16 protein-coding genes are annotated in these 16,387 nt (G+C 67.5%); 12 read left to right on the top strand and 4 right to left on the bottom strand.

The window, feature by feature from the left end; translation table 11 throughout:
• The first annotated feature begins 21 nt into the window (after positions 1–21).
• Together AC07WJ_RS35310 and AC07WJ_RS35305 are read left to right on the top strand one after the other, a co-directional pair.
• The gene (locus AC07WJ_RS35310) at positions 22–1,152 is read left to right on the top strand and encodes an NAD(P)/FAD-dependent oxidoreductase (protein ID WP_494939421.1); all 1,131 of its coding nucleotides are present in this window, start codon (positions 22–24) and stop codon (positions 1,150–1,152) included.
• Positions 1,152–2,549: an amidase gene (locus AC07WJ_RS35305; RefSeq protein WP_494939420.1), complete on the top strand. Its 1,398-nt coding sequence runs from the start codon at positions 1,152–1,154 to the stop codon at positions 2,547–2,549. Before AC07WJ_RS35310 ends, AC07WJ_RS35305 begins: the two co-directional genes overlap by 1 nt.
• A gap of 98 nt (positions 2,550–2,647) precedes the next feature.
• Here the strand turns inward: AC07WJ_RS35305 and AC07WJ_RS35300 are convergent, their stop codons facing one another.
• Complete coding sequence (locus AC07WJ_RS35300) at positions 2,648–3,160, bottom strand: MarR family winged helix-turn-helix transcriptional regulator (RefSeq protein WP_494939419.1); 513 nt, start codon at positions 3,158–3,160, stop codon at positions 2,648–2,650.
• An 87-nt stretch (positions 3,161–3,247) separates the two neighbouring features.
• On the opposite strand from AC07WJ_RS35300, the gene AC07WJ_RS35295 reads away from it, so the two are divergent.
• On the top strand, positions 3,248–4,402 hold the full coding sequence (locus AC07WJ_RS35295) for an FAD-dependent oxidoreductase (RefSeq protein ID WP_494939418.1): 1,155 nt from the start codon (positions 3,248–3,250) through the stop codon (positions 4,400–4,402).
• Between the two features lie 32 nt (positions 4,403–4,434).
• Here the strand turns inward: AC07WJ_RS35295 and AC07WJ_RS35290 are convergent, their stop codons facing one another.
• Both AC07WJ_RS35290 and AC07WJ_RS35285 read right to left on the bottom strand, forming a co-directional pair.
• Positions 4,435–5,652, bottom strand: coding sequence for an MFS transporter (locus AC07WJ_RS35290; protein ID WP_494939417.1), 1,218 nt, complete (start codon positions 5,650–5,652; stop codon positions 4,435–4,437).
• 96 nt (positions 5,653–5,748) lie between these two features.
• Positions 5,749–6,324: a TetR/AcrR family transcriptional regulator gene (locus AC07WJ_RS35285; RefSeq protein WP_494939416.1), complete on the bottom strand. Its 576-nt coding sequence runs from the start codon at positions 6,322–6,324 to the stop codon at positions 5,749–5,751.
• Between the two features lie 386 nt (positions 6,325–6,710).
• On the opposite strand from AC07WJ_RS35285, the gene AC07WJ_RS35280 reads away from it, so the two are divergent.
• The gene (locus AC07WJ_RS35280) at positions 6,711–7,886 is read left to right on the top strand and encodes a 4-hydroxybenzoate 3-monooxygenase (RefSeq protein WP_494939415.1); all 1,176 of its coding nucleotides are present in this window, start codon (positions 6,711–6,713) and stop codon (positions 7,884–7,886) included.
• A 19-nt stretch (positions 7,887–7,905) separates the two neighbouring features.
• On the opposite strand, the gene AC07WJ_RS35275 is transcribed toward AC07WJ_RS35280, so the two are convergent.
• Positions 7,906–9,150, bottom strand: coding sequence for a LysR family transcriptional regulator (locus AC07WJ_RS35275; protein ID WP_494939414.1), 1,245 nt, complete (start codon positions 9,148–9,150; stop codon positions 7,906–7,908).
• A gap of 123 nt (positions 9,151–9,273) precedes the next feature.
• Here AC07WJ_RS35275 and AC07WJ_RS35270 point away from each other — a divergent pair, with 123 nt between their 5' ends.
• The 8 genes from AC07WJ_RS35270 to AC07WJ_RS35235 all read left to right on the top strand — a co-directional run bounded on the left by AC07WJ_RS35270 (position 9,274) and on the right by AC07WJ_RS35235 (position 16,380).
• Complete coding sequence (locus tag AC07WJ_RS35270) at positions 9,274–9,972, top strand: isochorismatase family protein (protein WP_494939413.1); 699 nt, start codon at positions 9,274–9,276, stop codon at positions 9,970–9,972.
• Between the two features lie 11 nt (positions 9,973–9,983).
• The gene (locus AC07WJ_RS35265; RefSeq protein WP_494939412.1) at positions 9,984–10,427 is read left to right on the top strand and encodes a nuclear transport factor 2 family protein; all 444 of its coding nucleotides are present in this window, start codon (positions 9,984–9,986) and stop codon (positions 10,425–10,427) included.
• 201 nt (positions 10,428–10,628) lie between these two features.
• Entirely contained in the window at positions 10,629–11,858 is a 1,230-nt protein-coding gene (locus AC07WJ_RS35260) for a gallate dioxygenase (RefSeq protein ID WP_494939411.1), read from the top strand.
• Between the two features lie 54 nt (positions 11,859–11,912).
• Positions 11,913–13,124 carry an ABC transporter substrate-binding protein gene (locus tag AC07WJ_RS35255; RefSeq protein WP_494939410.1) on the top strand — a complete coding sequence of 404 codons (1,212 nt, stop codon included), beginning with the start codon at positions 11,913–11,915 and terminating at the stop codon, positions 13,122–13,124.
• Positions 13,121–13,990 (top strand): branched-chain amino acid ABC transporter permease, encoded by an 870-nt coding sequence (locus tag AC07WJ_RS35250; protein WP_494939409.1) that lies wholly within the window; start codon positions 13,121–13,123, stop codon positions 13,988–13,990. Before AC07WJ_RS35255 ends, AC07WJ_RS35250 begins: the two co-directional genes overlap by 4 nt.
• Entirely contained in the window at positions 13,987–14,940 is a 954-nt protein-coding gene (locus AC07WJ_RS35245) for a branched-chain amino acid ABC transporter permease (RefSeq protein ID WP_494939408.1), read from the top strand. Before AC07WJ_RS35250 ends, AC07WJ_RS35245 begins: the two co-directional genes overlap by 4 nt.
• A complete protein-coding gene (locus AC07WJ_RS35240; RefSeq protein WP_494939407.1) occupies positions 14,937–15,698 on the top strand; it encodes an ABC transporter ATP-binding protein in 762 nt (253 codons plus the stop codon). The genes AC07WJ_RS35245 and AC07WJ_RS35240 overlap by 4 nt, the downstream gene beginning before the upstream one ends.
• Entirely contained in the window at positions 15,685–16,380 is a 696-nt protein-coding gene (locus tag AC07WJ_RS35235; RefSeq protein ID WP_494939406.1) for an ABC transporter ATP-binding protein, read from the top strand. The genes AC07WJ_RS35240 and AC07WJ_RS35235 overlap by 14 nt, the downstream gene beginning before the upstream one ends.
• Positions 16,381–16,387: the final 7 nt, after the last annotated feature.

Genomic DNA, 16,387 nt, shown 5'->3' with positions numbered 1-16,387 from the left:
CGGACGAGTGCCTGAGAGCCCATGACAGCTTTTTCCATCGACACCGTGGTCATTGGCGCGGGTGTGGTCGGTCTCGCCACCGCCCGCCGCATGGCGCTGGCCGGCAAGGAGACGCTGGTCATCGAGGCGGCGGATGCCATCGGCACCGGCACCTCCTCGCGCAACAGCGAAGTGATCCACGCCGCGCTCTATTACCCCACCGGCTCGATCAAGGCGGCCGCCTGCCTGCGCGGCAAGGAGCTGCTCTACCGTTATGCCGCGGCGCGCGGCGTCGAGGCCGTCATGTGCGGCAAGCTGATGGTGGCGACCGACGAGAGCCAGCTGCCGAAACTGCGGGCGATCTGGGATCAGGCCGAAGCCAACGGCGTCGCCGGACTTGCCTGGAAGACCGCGGACGAGGCCAGCGCCCTGGAACCCGAAGTCTCCTGCATCAAGGCTTTCGTCTCGGGGACAACAGGCATTGTCGATAGCCACGGCCTGATGCTGGCGCTGCAGGGCGACCTGGAGGCCGCCGGCGGCATGGTCGCCTTCGAAACCCCGGTGGTCGCGGCGGAGATCGGGCCCGACGGCATCGTGCTGACCACCGGCGGCGCCGCCCCGACCGAGATCACCGCCCGCACGGTGATCAATGCCGGCGGGCATTTCGCGCCGAAATTCCTCTCCGCCCTGCGTGGCTTCCCATCGGCCCATATTCCCAGGCAATGGTACGCCAAGGGCAATTATTTCTCGCTCGCCGGCCGCCAGCCGTTCAAGCACCTGGTCTATCCGATGCCCGACAGCGCCGGCCTCGGCGTCCATGCGACCATCGACCTGCAGGGCCGCTGCCGCTTCGGTCCCGACGTCCAATGGGTCGAGGACGAAACCGACCTGATCGTCGATCCCGCCCGCTCCGCCGGCTTCTACGCAGCCATTCGCGCCTATTGGCCCGGCCTGGCCGACAATGCGCTGCAGCCCGACTATGCCGGTATCCGGCCGAAGCTGCACGGCCCGGGCATGCCCATGCCGGATTTCCGCATCGATGGCCCGCAGGTCCACGGCGTGCCGGGCCTGGTCAATCTGCTCGGCATCGAAAGCCCGGGGCTGACCGCCTCGCTGGCAATCGCCGATCTCGTCGCCGCCCGCCTCAGCCTGCCTGTCCTGGAGACTGTCTGATGACCGATCTGGCCTCCCTGCCCGCACTCGGCGCCGTCGCCACCGCCGATGCCATCGCCCGCAGCCAGACCACGGCGAGCGCCGTGGTCGACCAGGCGCTCACCCGCATCGGCCGCGACAATAGCCGGCTGCAGGCCTTCATCACCGTGCTCGGCGACGAGGCCCGCGCCGAGGCCGCCCTGCTCGACCAGCTCCAGGCCCGCGGCCACCGCCGCGGCCCGCTGCACGGCGTGCCGGTCGCGGTGAAGGACATCATCGACGTGGGCGGCCAGCAGACCCGCGCCGGATCGGTCACCCGCGATCACCTGCCGGCCGCCGCCTATGACGCCTTCGTGGTCGCCAGGCTTCGGGCCGCCGGCGCCATCGTCATCGGCAAGACCAATACGGTCGAATATGCCTTTGGCGGCTGGGGCACCAATGTCGTCGCGGGAACCCCGGTCAATCCGCATGATATCGCCGTCGCGCGGGTGCCCGGCGGCTCGTCCTCGGGCTCGGGCGTGGCTGTTGGCGCCGGCATGGTGCCGCTCGCCTTCGGCACCGATACCGGCGGTTCGGTGCGGCTGCCCGCCGCCTGGTGCGGCGCCGTCGGCTACAAGACCTCCTACGGCCTGGTCAGTCGCGCCGGGGTGGTGCCGCTGGCGCTCGCCTTCGACACGATCGGGCCGATCACCCGCACGGTACGCGACGCCGCCGTCATGGGCCAGATCATGCTCGGCTCGGATCCGGCCGATGCCTCGACCTCCGGCGCGCCGGGGCTCGACCTCGTCTCGGGCCTCGAAGCCGGCGTCAAGGGCCTGACCATCGGCCTGGTCAGCCTCGACCACGACATGGCCGTCGATGTCGAGGTGGCCGCCGCCATCGAGACCGCCGCCCGCGCCCTGGAACAGGCCGGCGCGCGGGTCGTCCGGCTGATGCTGCCGGAGACGCTTGCGACCTACACCACCGCCTGCGGCGAACTGATGATGGTCGAGGGTTATTGCCGCTACGGCGCGCTCGCCGATGCCGAGCCCTCGCCGCTCGGCGCGCCGGTCGCCCAGCGCCTGCGTGGCGGCGCTGGTCTCTCCGGCCCCACCTTGTTCGCCGGCCTGGAACGCCGGGCCGAACGGATCATCGCCGCCAATGCCGCCCTTGAGGGTATCGACGCGCTGATCCTGCCGACCTCGCCGATCCCGGCCGTGCCGATCGCCGAGGTCGACGAGGCCGGCGCTCCCGGCGGCCTGACCCGCTTCGTCAATTATCTCGAATGGACCGGCGTCTCGGTGCCGGTCGGACGCAGCGCCTCCGCCCTGCCGATCGGCCTGCAGGTGGTCGCGCGGCGTTTCGCCGACGCGCTGGCGCTGCGGATCGCCCGTTCCGCCGAGATCAATGCCGGCGGACCGCTGCCCTTGCCGGCGTAACCGACAGCGAGGCGCGGACCGGCAGTCCAAGAGAGGCAGTCCAAGAGCGGCGGCCCGAGAGCGGCAACCAAAGGACGGCTCCGCCGGCCGCCACTGGCTCATCGTGAGCCGTTTGCCGGACCTGCCACCGGCGGCGCGCCGCCGACGCCCGGCGGGGGGCAATCCTGGCTGCCCTTCACATTGGCGATCACGCGGTGCAGCAGCACCGTCAGCCTGTCGATATCGGCCTGGTCGAAACCCGCCAACGCGTCCTGATCGCCCTGCAGCAGGACCGCGCGCGCCGGGCCGATCCGCGCCAGTGCGTCATCGCTCAGCGAGATCAGGCTGCTTCGGCCGTCGGACGGATCGGGCTCGCGCCGGATCAGGCCGTCGCGCTCCATGCGGGCGAGCAGTTGCGCCATGCTCGGCTGCTCGACACCGGCGAGACGCGCCAGTTCCTTCTGCGACAGGCGCGCGCCGTTTTTCAACGGCACCAGCACGGAAAACTGGCTGACGCTGATGCCGATATCGCGAAGCCCCGCATCGGCAATCCGCGCCAGCATGCGCGCGGCGGTCGCGATGAGCAGCGTCGGCATTGTCCGGGGCCGCCAGTCCTCCTCCGCCTCCGACATTTACATCACATCCTATCCAGATATTTACATTGGACCCTATATAGATATATATAGGCACCTATGGACAACCTATCCCAGGAGACCCCGATGTCGCAACACCCCTCGATCGCAATCATCGGCGGAGGGCTCGGCGGCCTGACGCTCGCCCGCATCCTTCACGTGAACGGCATGACCGCCACGGTATTCGAGCTCGACGCCCACCCGCTCGCCCGGCCGCAGGGCGGGTCGCTCGACATGCATGCCGAGACCGGCCAGCGCGCGCTTCGCCTCGCCGGTCTCGAGGATGGCTTCCGCAGGCTGGCGCGTTATGAAGACCAGGGCGGGAAAGTCTATCATCCGGACGGCCGCCTGCTGTTCGAGGACACGGATTTCACCGGCGACCGGCCGGAGATCGATCGCACCCAGCTACGCCAGCTGCTCCTCGATGCGCTGCCTGATGGCATGGTGCGCTGGGGCCGGAAGGTGGAGGCGGTCACGCCGCTGCCTGACGGCCGTCATGCGGTGGCGGCCAATGGCCGCACCGGCGAGGCGTTCGACCTGGTCGTCGGCGCGGATGGAGCCTGGTCGCGCGTGCGGCCGCTCGTTTCCGACGCGGTGCCCTTCTACGAGGGCGTGATGTTCGCCGAACTGGGCATCGACGATGCCGACAGGCGCCATCCCGCGATCGCCGCCCTGGTCGGACATGGCAAGATCTTCGCCAAGGGACGATCGCGGACACTGGTCGCCCAACGCAGTTCCAATGGCCATATTCGGGTCTATGCGGCGCTGCGTCTGGCCGAAGACGCGCTTCAGCTCGACCGCGCCACGCCGGGCCGGGCGGTCGAGCAGTTGGCGGCCTATTTCGACGGTTTCGCGCCGACGCTGATCGACCTCATCACGCAAGGAGCGCTTTTGGCATTGCGGCCCATGTATGCACTGCCGGTCGGCCATCACTGGCCCAACCGGCCGGGCGTCACGCTGATCGGCGACGCCGCTCATCTGATGTCGCCCTTCGGCGGCGAAGGCGCCAATGGCGCGATGGCCGACGGCGCCGATCTCGCCCTGGCGCTGGCCGAGCGCGGCGATTGGCGCCGGGCGGTGGCCGACTACGAGGCGATCATGGTTCCGCGCGCGACCGAAGCCGCACGCGGTGCGGCCGAGGGGCTGAGCGGCGCGGTCGCGGACAATCCTCGCGATCACGTGCTCGAGCACTTTCAGGCGATGCATGATCCGGCGGATGACCGGTTGCCCCGTCCCGCCTGAGACGGCGGGGCGGCGTCGGGTGGTCCAGGACCTCATGGCGTGGCGGCAGCCGCGCGGCGCCCGGAACGCATGGCCACCAGCGACGTCAGCGCCAGCAGGATGACGGCCGCACCGTAGATGTCGCTGGACAGGCCGAGGCCGAGCAGCGGCGCGGCGAGGCCGGCCATGATCGCCGGCAGGCTGAAGGCAAGATAGCTCTCGACATAGAAGGCGGCGAGCAAACCGGCCCGCTCGCTGGGCGCCGCCAGCGGGATGACCGACCGGAACGTGCCGGAAAAGGCCGAACCGAAGCCGAGGCCCGCGATCACCGTGCCGAGCAGCATGAGCGGCACGCGCTGCGCGTGCACCCCGGCAAGCGTGATCGCGACGCCCAGCGCCAGCACCGACGTGCCCGCCGTCAGCATGGTGGTGGCGGTCAGCCGCCGCACCAGCACGACGGCAATGGCGGCAGCGAAAGGCAGGGCCGCCACCACCATGCCGCCGATGAAGGGCGAGGTCAGGCCGGTGGCGACCCGGACCAGCGAGGGCATGAGCGAGAAATAGAAGCCGCCCAGCGCCCAGGTGGCGATGTTGACCGGTGTCACCCGGGCCAGTGCCTTGAGCGCCTGCGGCGGCACGCTGACATGGGGACGCAGGGAGGCGAGAGCACCCGGCCGCCTTTCAGCGGTTTCCGGCATGAACCAGAGCATCGCGGCTGCCAGGGCCGAGACGGTCAGCAAGACGATATAGATCAGCTGTGTCGGCGCCGGCGCGAAAGTGACGAGGGCGCCCGACCCAAGGGCACCGAGCGTCAGCCCGGCAAAGGCGGTGACGCTGTTATAGAGCGGTCCCTGAACCCGGTTGGTGTCGAGGATGGTCGCGCCGAGCGTGGTCGTCGCGGCGCCGGTGGCAAAGCCCTGTACCACCCGCGCCAGCGTCAGCGCCGCCGCCGTGTCCGCCGCGATGAACATGACCATGGCGAGCGCATTCAGGATCAGCGCGCCGAAAATGACCGGCCGCCGGCCGATATGGTCGGACAGCGAACCGACCGTCAGCAGGGCCGTCAGCAGGCTCAGCACATAAGCCGAGAAGATCACCGTCAGGACCGCCGGCGAGAGCCCCATCACCTCCTGGTAATGGCGGTAGAGCGGCGTCGGCGCGCTGCCGCTGGCCGAAAAGGTGGCGGCGGTGACGATACCGAAGACGGTCATGGCACGGGTTGAGAAGAAGGCTCTCTGGTCGGGCTCGGCGGTAGCGGCAGCGCAGCTCATGATGGCACCTCGCGGAATGATTCTAAGACGACTGGTCATCTCAGGAAATGACAATGGAAGTCCGATGCCGCCGCGTTTCGGCGGGACCGGCTCGGTTCAGGTCAGGATCTGGGTGAAGGCGATCTGCATGAAGCGGTCGAAGGAACGGTTGTCCCTTTCGACCCGGCCGCGCAGCAGCGCGCCCTGATAGGCATCCAGCAGATAGCCGGCGAGAACACCGGCTTCGACCTTGCCGGGGATCGATCCGTCGGCCTGGCCGTCCCTGACCGCCACCGCGATATCCTCGGTCCAGCGGGCATAGAGCCCGGCGAGGCTGTCGCGAATGAGCGGGCTCTGATTGGACATTTCCGCACTGAAATTGCCGAGCAGGCAGCCACGCTCGAAATTCGATTCGACCAGCCGCGCGTTCAGCGACTGGAAATAGCGGCGCAGCCGGTCCAGCGGCGCGACCGACGTGTCGGCGAGGACGAGCCGGCGCGTGCCGGCCTTGCCGTAGCGCTCGACGATCTCGGCGCCGAGCGCTTCCTTGCTTTCGAAGTGATTGTAGAACGACCCCTTGGGGACGCCGGCCAGCGCGGTGATTTCCTGCACGCCGACGCCGTTGAAACCCTTTTCGAGAAGGGTCTTCAATCCAGCTTCGACGATCTGCTCGCGGGTGTTGTGTCTGGCCATGGCCAGCAAATATGACCGGTCGTCTTAGAAATCAAATCACGAAGCGGAGAGGCGCCATCGCCAAGCGTCGGCCGAGCCTGAGACACGTTGTCGATATCAGGGACAAGCCCGCCAAGACGAGCAAGTTGCTCAGACAGTTTGGGGCGGGTGACCAGCCGGCCACGAATCTGATCGCCCACCAGGTCAATCACTGCGTCTTGCCCGGGCTTGTCCCGGCCATCCACGACTTGAGCACCCCGCTCACGCTGACCAGCGCGCGGTATCCCCCTCCGCCACGCCCTGCCGATAAGCGAATTGAAAGGCGCCCGCACGGTTTTCCATTGGTCCGGCCGCTCCGGCGCACGTTAGAAGCCGGCGAGCAACAGCGATACCAATGGGAATGGACCATGAGAACTCAGGTCGGAATTGTCGGCGCGGGACCCGCGGGCCTGTTCCTGGCGCATCTCCTGGCGCGCCAGGGTATCGAAGCCGTGGTCCTGGAAGCGCGCAGCCGCGCCTATGTCGAGGGCCGGGTGCGGGCCGGCGTGCTCGAGGCCGGCACCATCGACACGCTGAACAATCTCGGTCTCGGCGAGCGCATGATGCGCGAGGGGCTGGTCGATGACGGCCTCGACATGCGCTTCAAGGGCCGCAACATCCATCTCGACCTGCCCGGCCTCACCGGCCGCGGCGTCCGGATCTATGGCCAGCAGGAAGTGGTGAAGGACCTGATCGCGGCGCGCCTCGCCGCCGGCGGCCCGCTCGTCTTCGAAGCCAAGGTCGATCGGCTCGAAGACCTGGAGACCGGCCGCCCGCGCATTCATTACAGCCATGAGGGCGTCGCGAAGGTTCTCGATTGCGACCTTATCGCCGGCTGCGACGGCTTCCACGGCGTCAGCCGCGGCGCGGTGCCCGATGGCGTGATCGAAACCTATACGCGCAGCTATGACTTCGCCTGGCTCGGCGTGCTGGCGAAGGCCGCACCGATCGCCGACATGACCTATAGCAATCACGACCGGGGCTTCGCCCTGTGCAGCCGCCGCTCGATGAGCATATCGCGGCTCTATTTGCAGGTGCCCGCCTCCGACGCGCCGGAGAACTGGTCGGACGCGCGTTTCTGGGACGAATTGCACATGCGCATGTTCGACGAAGGCCGGTCGGAAATCCAGGAGGGCGAGATCTTCCAGCGCGATGTCGCCCAGCTGCGCTCCTATATCGCCCACCCCATGCAATACGGGAACCTGTTCCTGGCCGGCGACGCCGTGCATATCGTGCCGCCGGCCGGCGCCAAGGGCCTGAACATGGCGGTGGCCGATGTCCGGGTGCTGGCGCGGTCGATGGTCTCCTATTTCACGACAGGCGCGCGCACCGGCCTCGACCGCTACAGCGCCGACTGCATCGACCGGGTCTGGAAGACCATCCGCTTCTCGGTGTCGCTGACCGACCTGCTGCACAGGTTCGATCACCACACGCCGTTCGAGCGCGGCATGCAGATGGCCGAACTCGACCATGTGGCCGGCTCGGAGACCGCCCGAAAGGTGATCGCGGAGCAATATGTCAATCTGAGCAACGTCGCCGACTGAGATCGGCCGGTGCACCGGCTCACAACAGGTGGATCTGCCGGATGCCGTCCATCAACAGGCGCGCGGCGATCGACGGCTTGCTGTCGGAGCGCTGGACGATGCCGATGCCGCGCCGGCTGGCGGGCAGCGGCAAGGGCAGCACTTCGAGCTCGCCGGCGTCGATCTCGTGCTGGAACAGATGCGGCGAGGCGGCAGTCAGGAATTCGCTGCCGATCAGCAGGCCGCGGGTAATCGCGATATCGGCGGTCTCGACGATCACGCTCGGCGCGGGCAGCCGGCGTTCGCTGAGCGACACCTCCAGCGCGGTCCTGGTCGAGGTGCCACGCTGCGGCAGCACCCAGCGCGCGTCTTCGAGATCGGGAAAGTCGATCGCCGCATGCGCGGTGAGCGGATGGCCGCGGCGCACGATCACGCCGAGCATGTCCTCGACCACGACTTCGGAGGATAACCCGACCATATGTTCGGGCGGACGCAGGCCGCCCAGCACGAAATCGATATCGCCGGCGCGCAGCAGCACGGCCAGGTGCTCGAACGTCCCCTCGACCGTGCTCACCTTGAGATTGGGATAGGTCTCGGTCAAAGCGATGATGGCGCGCGGCAGGAGCCGGTTGCGGCCGAGCGACAGCGTGCCGACGACGACCTGGCCGGACACGCCGCTCTGCAGCGAGGCGACCTCGGCCTCGGCCTTGCGCAATTCGGCCAGCGCCCGCCGGACATGCATGGACAGCATCAGGCCGAGGCCATTGGGCAGGATGCCGGTCGGCGTGCGCGAAACCAGCGTCATGCCGAGCCCCTGCTCCACTTCGCGCAAGACCTGGCTGACCGCCGGCTGCGAAATGCCGAAGGCGTCGGCGACAGCGCCCATGTGGCGCTGTTCGATGAGATCGACGAAGACCAGCAGCCTCTGCCGGCTGAGCGACAGCGAGAAGACCGGGGCATTGTCGTTCCAGCGCCCCTGCGGACATTGGGTGCGAAAGCCGCTCCGCGCCGCCTGCATCTCGGCGAAGGCGACCTCGACCCGCTCGAGCAGCACGCGGCCGAATTCGGTCAGCAGCATGCCGTAAGCCCTGCGCTCGAACAGCGGCGCATTGAGCCCGGCTTCCAGTTCCTTGATCGAGCGGGTGACGGCCGACTGGGCGCGGTGAACCTCTTCGCTGGCCCTGATGACGCTGCCGGTGCGGGCAACGGTCAGGAAAGCGCGCAGATATTTCGGATTGATCGTCAGGGGATTGCGTCCCTGCGGCGCCATGCGTTCCGAGACCATATAAGTCTTTTAGGTCCTGACATGACGAGTTTCAACTATGCCGGGGGGCCTCGGCGCGGCACCCTCTCGAGACAAACACGCGTCTCGGGACGCCCTCAGGCCAATAAGACTTGGATCTTCGCAATGAAAGCACCCGCGCCGTTCAAAATGCCGGCTTATGTCATCGAGCGCGTCATGAAGAAGCGGGGCCGTCTTCGTGTCTTCGACCGGTTCGAGCCGAAGGAAACGGCACTTGTCGTCATCGATATGCAGGACTTCTACGTGCGTGACGTACCGGAAGCCATCGCCATCATCCCCAATATCAATCGGCTGGCGGCGGCGCTGCGCGAGCGCGGCGGCGCGGTCGCCTGGGTCAAGATGGTCGCCGGCAAGGACGGCGAGAGCCTCTGGCCGGTCTATCACGACTATTTCTTCACGCCCGAGAACGGCGCCCGCCATCGCGACAACCTGACCGAAGGCGCGCCGGGCCAGGAGCTGCATGCCGATCTCGAAATCCGCCCCGACGATATCCACGCCAGCAAATTGCGCTTCAGCGCCTTCATTCCCGGCAAGTCCGACCTGATGGAGAAACTGGCGGCGCGCGGCATCCGCAATGTCGTCATCGTCGGCATGCTCACCAATTTCTGCTGCGAGACCTCGGCACGCGACGCGATGATGCTCGACTATCACGTGGCCATGGTGTCCGACGCCAATGCGGCGCGCTACCAGGAAGACCACAACGTTGGATTCTCGACGGTTTTCCAGAGTTTCGGCGATGTCGTGACCGTCGACGAACTGCTGAACGAGATGCTCCTGCCCGCGCCCGCCGCGCCGGCCCGCTAGGGGGACCCGACATGGGCGGCCAGGGTGAGGGCGCTGTCGACGAACGGGCCATCGAGGCGGTGATACGCCGCTTCGCGCTGCTCAACGATGCCGGCCGCTGGGACGAACTGGCCGATCTCTTCACCGACGATGCGGTCTTCGCCCGCCCCTCGGCGCCGGATCGCCCACTCGTCGGCCGGCCGCAGATCCTGGATGCTTTCCGGGCGCGGCCGGCAAGGCTCGCGCGTCATCTCGTCTGCAATACCGTGGTCACCATGCAGGGTCCGGATGCGGCTGAAGCCTTCAGCTATTCGGTGCTTGTCGGCGTCGAAGCCGATGGCGCGGGAACGCTGTCGGTCGGTCAGTTCGACGATCGCCTGGTCCGCCGGGACGGCCTGTGGAAATTCGTCTCGCGGCAGGGCGCGACCGCCATCGACCGGCTCGTGCTGGGACCCAGCCCCGCAGCCTCTTCATAAGTCTTTTCGATAGCGTTGCAGGGATTTGCGGCTTCACCGCGTGGGCTACGCACCGGAAGCTGGCAAACAACAAGAGATCGAGATCCGCGAGGATCAAGGCCGCGTCCGGCACGCGGCCCGACCACGGAAGCCGCGGGCCTTGGCCGCGGCTGCTTCCGCCGGTCGTCCGCCACAAGGCCGGGGCATCTGGAGGAACTGGAAATGGCTCGTATTCTCGGCGGCATCGGAATGTCGCATGTGCCGACGATCGGCGTCGCCTATGACAAACAGAAATGGGACAATCCCGCCTGGGCGCCCTTGTTCGAAGGGGCAAAGCCAGCCTTCGACTGGCTGGCCGACAAGAAGCCCGACGTGCTGGTCTTCCTCTACAACGACCACCTCAACGCCTTCTTCTACGACCTCTATCCGACCTTCGCGATCGGCGTCTCGCCCGAGCACGACGTGGCGGACGAGGGCGCCGGGCGCCGGCCGCTGCCGATGCTGCCGGGGCATACGGCCTTCGCCACCCATATCGCCGAACAGGTCATCGCCGACGAATTCGACCTCGCGGTATTCCATGATCGCCCACTCGACCACGGCGTGTTCTCGCCCTTGCCGCTGCTCTGGCCGCACGAGGGCGGCTGGCCCGGCGCGGTCGTGCCGATCATGGTCAATGTCGTGCAATATCCGCTGCCGACCGCCATGCGCTGCTTCAAGCTCGGCCAGGCATTGCGCCGCGCCATCCATTCCTACCCGGAAGACATTTCGGTCGCCATCGTCGGCACCGGCGGCCTGTCGCATCAGATCCATGGCGAGCGCACCGGCCATAACGACACCGACTGGGACATGCGCTTCCTCGACCTGATCGAGCGCGACCCGATGGAACTCGCCCGGATGCGCCATGTCGACTATGTCCGCCTGGGCGGCGCCGAAAGCGCCGAGGTGATCATGTGGCTGACCATGCGCGGCGCGCTCAGCGACGACATCACCAAGGTGCACCAGAGCTATTATCTCGCCACCACCACGGCCATGACCACGCTGGTCTTCGAGGAAAACCAGGTGCACCGGCCGACGCCCGCCGAGATCCGGGCCGGCAATCCGCAGATCGCCGGCATCGAGGAGATCGAGGGCACCTATCCCTTCGACATCAGGACCGGCGTCGAGAAGATCCGCCTCAACCGCTTCTTCTGGGCCATGCGGACACCGGAAGCGCGCGCCGCCTTCAAGGCCGACGAGGCCGCGGCCTGCCGGGCCGCCGGGCTGACCGCGGCGGAAACCGACCTGGTCGCCCGCCGCGACTGGATCGGGCTGATCCGCATGGGCGCGAATTTCTTCGTGCTGGAGAAATTCGCCCGTCTCGTCGGCGAAACCAATCTGGAAGTCTATGCCGAAATGCGCGGCGAGACCTTCGAGGAGTTCCTGGCCACCCGCCAGGTGCCTGACGCCCGCTAGCCGGGCCGCGCCGACAAACCGATACGTGTCGTCAAAAACAGGGGAAACCGACACATGGCCCGTTCCATCATTGCGCCCGCCGCGATCCGGCGGCGGAACTTTCTCGCATTTGCCCCGGCGGTCCTCGCCGGCGCGGCGGGCTTCGCCAAGACAGGCCTTGCCGCCGACGCTCCGGTGACGGTCGGCGTCATCCTGCCGCTCTCGGGGGCCTTCGCCGACCAGGGCGGCCATTATGAAACCGGCATGCGGCTGTTCCAGGAGATGAACGGCACCAGGGCGGCAGGCCGCGAGGTGCGCCTGGTCATTCGCGACGATCAGGGGCCGGGATCCGGCGACCTCGCCCGCCGCCTGACCCAGGAGCTGATCCTGCGCGAGCGCGCCAGCATCATCCTCGGCTACAGCTTCACGCCCAACGCCATGTCGGCCGCCGGGCTTCTGACCGAGGCCAAGGTGCCCGGCATCATCGTCAATGCCGCGACCTCGGTGCTGACCCAGCGCTCGGACTATTTCACCCGCATCTCCGTCACCATGTCCCAGGTCGCCCACAGCCTGGGGAAATGGGCCGCCGGCAACGGCATCAGGACCGCCTATACGATCGTCTCCGACTATGCGCCCGGCCTCGATGCCGAGAAGTGGTTCGTCAAGGGGTTCACCGACGGCGGCGGCACCATTATCCGCAGCGACCGGACACCGCTGGCCGCGATGGAATATGTGCCGTTCCTGCAGCGCGCCATCGAAGCCAAACCCGATGCGATCTTCGCCTTCAACCCCGGCGGCGACGTCTCGATCGCCTTCATCAAACAGGCCGGCGAGCGCCTGAAGGGCACCGGCATCAAGCTCCTGGTGACCGGCGACGTGGTCGACGACAACCTGCTGCCGGCCATGGGCGAAGCGGCCCGGGACGTGATCTCGGCCTGGCACTACCAGATCGATGTCGACACCCCCGCGAACAAGCGGTTCCTCGCGGCGTTCCGGGCAAAGTTCGGGGCAGCGGCCGTGCCGAGCTACCGCGTCGTCCAGGGCTATGACGGCATGGCGCTGATCTATCAGACGCTCGAAAAGACCGGCGGCCGGACCGACGGCGAGGCCTTCATGGCCGCGCTCAAGGGCGCCCGGCTGGACAGCCCACGCGGCCCGGTGCTGATCGACCCGGCAACCCGCGAAATCGTCGAGAACATCTATATTCGCCGCGGCGAGATGGCCAATGGCGTCGGCGTCAACACCACCTTCGCCACCATCGAAGCCGTCCGAGACCCGGCGAAATGAACCCGTCCGGCCTTCTGACCGTCGTCGTCGACGGTATCGCCTATGGCATGCTGCTGTTCCTGTTCTCCATCGGCCTGTCGATCACGCTCGGCCTGATGCGCTTCATCAACCTCGCCCATGGCGCCTTCGCCATGGCCGGGGGCTATGTCCTGGTCGTGCTGGTCGGCACGGCCGGCCTCCCCTTCCTCCTCGCCCTGCCGGTCGCCTTCGCCGCCACCGGCCTGCTCGGTGCAGGCCTGGAGCGCACGATCATCCGCCACGTCTACCGGAAATCCGAGTTGCAGCAGGTGCTGTTCTCGATCGGGTTTGCCTTCGCCGCCGGCGCCATTGCCAATATCCTGTTCGGGCCGCAGCAGCAGCCGATCCCGCTGCCCGGCTGGGCGACCCGGATGCTCGGCTTTTCCGGCATCGCGATTTCCGGCTACCGGCTCTTCGTCATGGCCTGCGGCCTCGTCGCGCTCGCGGCGCTCGTCGCCCTGTTCAACCACACGCTGTTCGGCGCGCGCGTCCGGGCGGCGGTCGACAAGCGGGTCACCGCCGAGGGCATCGGCATCAATGTCTCCCGGCTGTTCGCCCTCGCCTTCAGCCTGGGTGCCGCCTTCGCCGGCCTCGGCGGCGCGCTCGCCGTCGGTTTCCTCGGCTTGGACCCGAGCTTTCCGCTGAAATACCTGGTCATCGTGCTGATGGTGGTGGCGATCGGCGGGCCGGGATCGATCGCCGGATCCTTTGCCGCCGCCCTGTTTCTCGGTGTCGCCGATGCCCTGTCCAAATATTGGCTGCCCGAAATCGGCGGCTTCGTCATCTACGCCATCCTGGTCCTGGTGATGATCACCATGCCCAAGGGGATCGCGGGGAAAACAGCATGACCGCCGCCACTCCGATCCAGCTCGCCTTGCCCCTCCTGATCGCCGTCGCCTTGGCTTCTTATGCCGTCTTTCCCGACCATCTCGGCCTGATCACCAGCATCCTGATCGTCGCGACCTTCGCGCTCTCCTACGATCTCCTGCAGGGCTATGCCGGCATCGTCTCGCTCGGCCACGCGGTGTTTTTCGGCATCGGCGCCTATACGGTCGCGGTGCTCGGCAGCCACGGCCTATCCGAGCCGCTCGTGACGCTCGCCGCGGCGCTGGCGGTGAGCGCGGCGGTGGCGGGACTGCTCGCCCGCGTCGTCGTGGTCGGCAATGATTTCACCCGGCTCCTGGTGACGCTCGGCGTCGGCTTCCTGTTTCATGAGGCCGCCAACAAGATGCACTGGCTGACCGGCGGCGCCGACGGCCTGTCGAGCTTCACGGTCGGGCCGGTCGCCGGCCTCTTCGCCTTCGATTTCCGCGGCCGGACGGCGTTCTTCTACACGCTGTGCGTCCTCGTCCTGGTCTATGCCGCGATCTGGCGCATCACCACCTCGCCCTTCGGCCTGGCGCTCACCGGCATTCGCGAGAACACCCGGCGCATGCATGCGGTCGGCGCCCCGGTCGCACGGCATATGGCGGTGACCTATGTGCTGTCGGGCGGCATTGCCGGAATGGCCGGCGCGCTGCTCGCCCAGACCAGCAATTTCGCCTCGCTCGACATGCTCGGCTTCGAGCGCTCCGCCGAGGTGGTGATGATGACCGCCATTGGCGGCACCGGCAGCATTCCCGGCGTGGTCCTGGGGGCGACATTGTTCGCCTGGCTGAAGGACGCGCTCTCGGCCTTCAGCCCGAAATACTGGCATCTCGGCATCGGCATCGTGCTGATGGCCTCGGTCTTCATCCTGCCCGACGGCCTGGCCGGCCTGCCGGCGCGCATCGGCCGCCTGCTGCGGAGGGCCCCATGAGCCCGGCTCTCGAAATCCACGGCCTGACGCTCCGCTTCGCCAATTTCGTCGCGGTCGACAAGGTCTCCATGACGGTCGAGGCCGGCAGCCGGCAGGCGATCATCGGGCCGAACGGCGCGGGCAAGACCTCCTTCGTCCATGCCCTGACCGGAACGCTCACCAGCAGCGCCGGCACGGTCAGCATCAACGGGGTCGATGCGACGAAGCTGTCGCAGGCCGCCCGGGTTCGCCGGGGACTGGCGCGCACCTTCCAGATCAACCAGCTCTTCGCCGGCCTCACCGTCCTGGAAAACGTGCTGATGGCGATCCTCGAGCGCGAGGGCCGGGCCGCGATCTTCTGGCGCTCGGTCTCAGCCGAGCGCGGCGCCATCGACGAAGCCCATGCGCTGCTCGACATGGTCGGCCTCGGACCGCAGGCCAAGGCCCGGGTCAACGCCCTGCCCTATGGCATGCGCCGGCTGGTCGAGATCGCCATCGCGCTCGCGACCAAGCCGAAAGTGCTCATTCTCGACGAGCCGGCGGCCGGCGTACCGACCACCCAGAGCGAAGCGATCTTCGAACGCATCGATGCCCTGCCGCGTGACCTGACGCTTTTGTTCATCGAGCACGACATGAACCTGGTCTTCCGCTTCGCCGAAAAGATCACCGTGCTGGTCGCCGGCGCGGTCCTGACCGAGGGCACGGCCGCGGAGATCTCGGCCGACCCACGGGTGCGCGAAGTCTATCTCGGACGCCGGGGGCACCATGCCGTTGCTTGAGATCGAGAAACTCGCCTCCGGTTATGGCGATGCCATGGTCATCGAGGACATCAGCCTTGTCATCGACGAACAGGAGGGACTTGCCGTCCTCGGCCGCAACGGCGTCGGCAAGACCACGCTGATGCTCAGCATCATGGGCCATGCCGGCCGGATGGGCGGCGCGCTGCGCTGGAACGGCAAGGATTTCTCCGGCCTGCCAGCCTATGCCCGCGCCCGCCTCGGTCTCGGCTGGGTGCCGCAGGAGCGCGACATCTTCGCCTCCCTGACGGTCGAGGAAAACCTGCTGATCGCCGGTCGCCCGGGACGCTTCGCGCTATCGGACATCTATGGCCTGTTCCCGAGGCTCCGCGAGCGCCGCCTCAACATGGGCGACAAGCTCTCCGGCGGCGAGCAGCAGATGCTCGCCATTGGCCGCACCCTGATGACCAATCCCAAACTGCTTCTGCTCGACGAACCCTTCGAGGGTCTCGCCCCGGTCATCGTCGAGGAGCTGGAACGGACCCTGCAGCGGCTGCGCAGCGAGGAGGGTTTCGCCACCATCATCGTCGAGCAGCGCGCCGAGGATGCCCTGCGCCTGAGCGACCGGGCCATCGTGCTCGATCGCGGGCGCGTGGTGCTGTCGGGCAGTTCCAGCGAACTGCTCGCCGATTTCGACCGCGTCCAGCAATGGATCGCGGTGTGAGACAGGA

Source organism: Phreatobacter sp. GW821-FHT04C01 (assembly GCF_059420385.1).
This window is presented reverse-complemented; position numbering and strand designations above follow the sequence as displayed.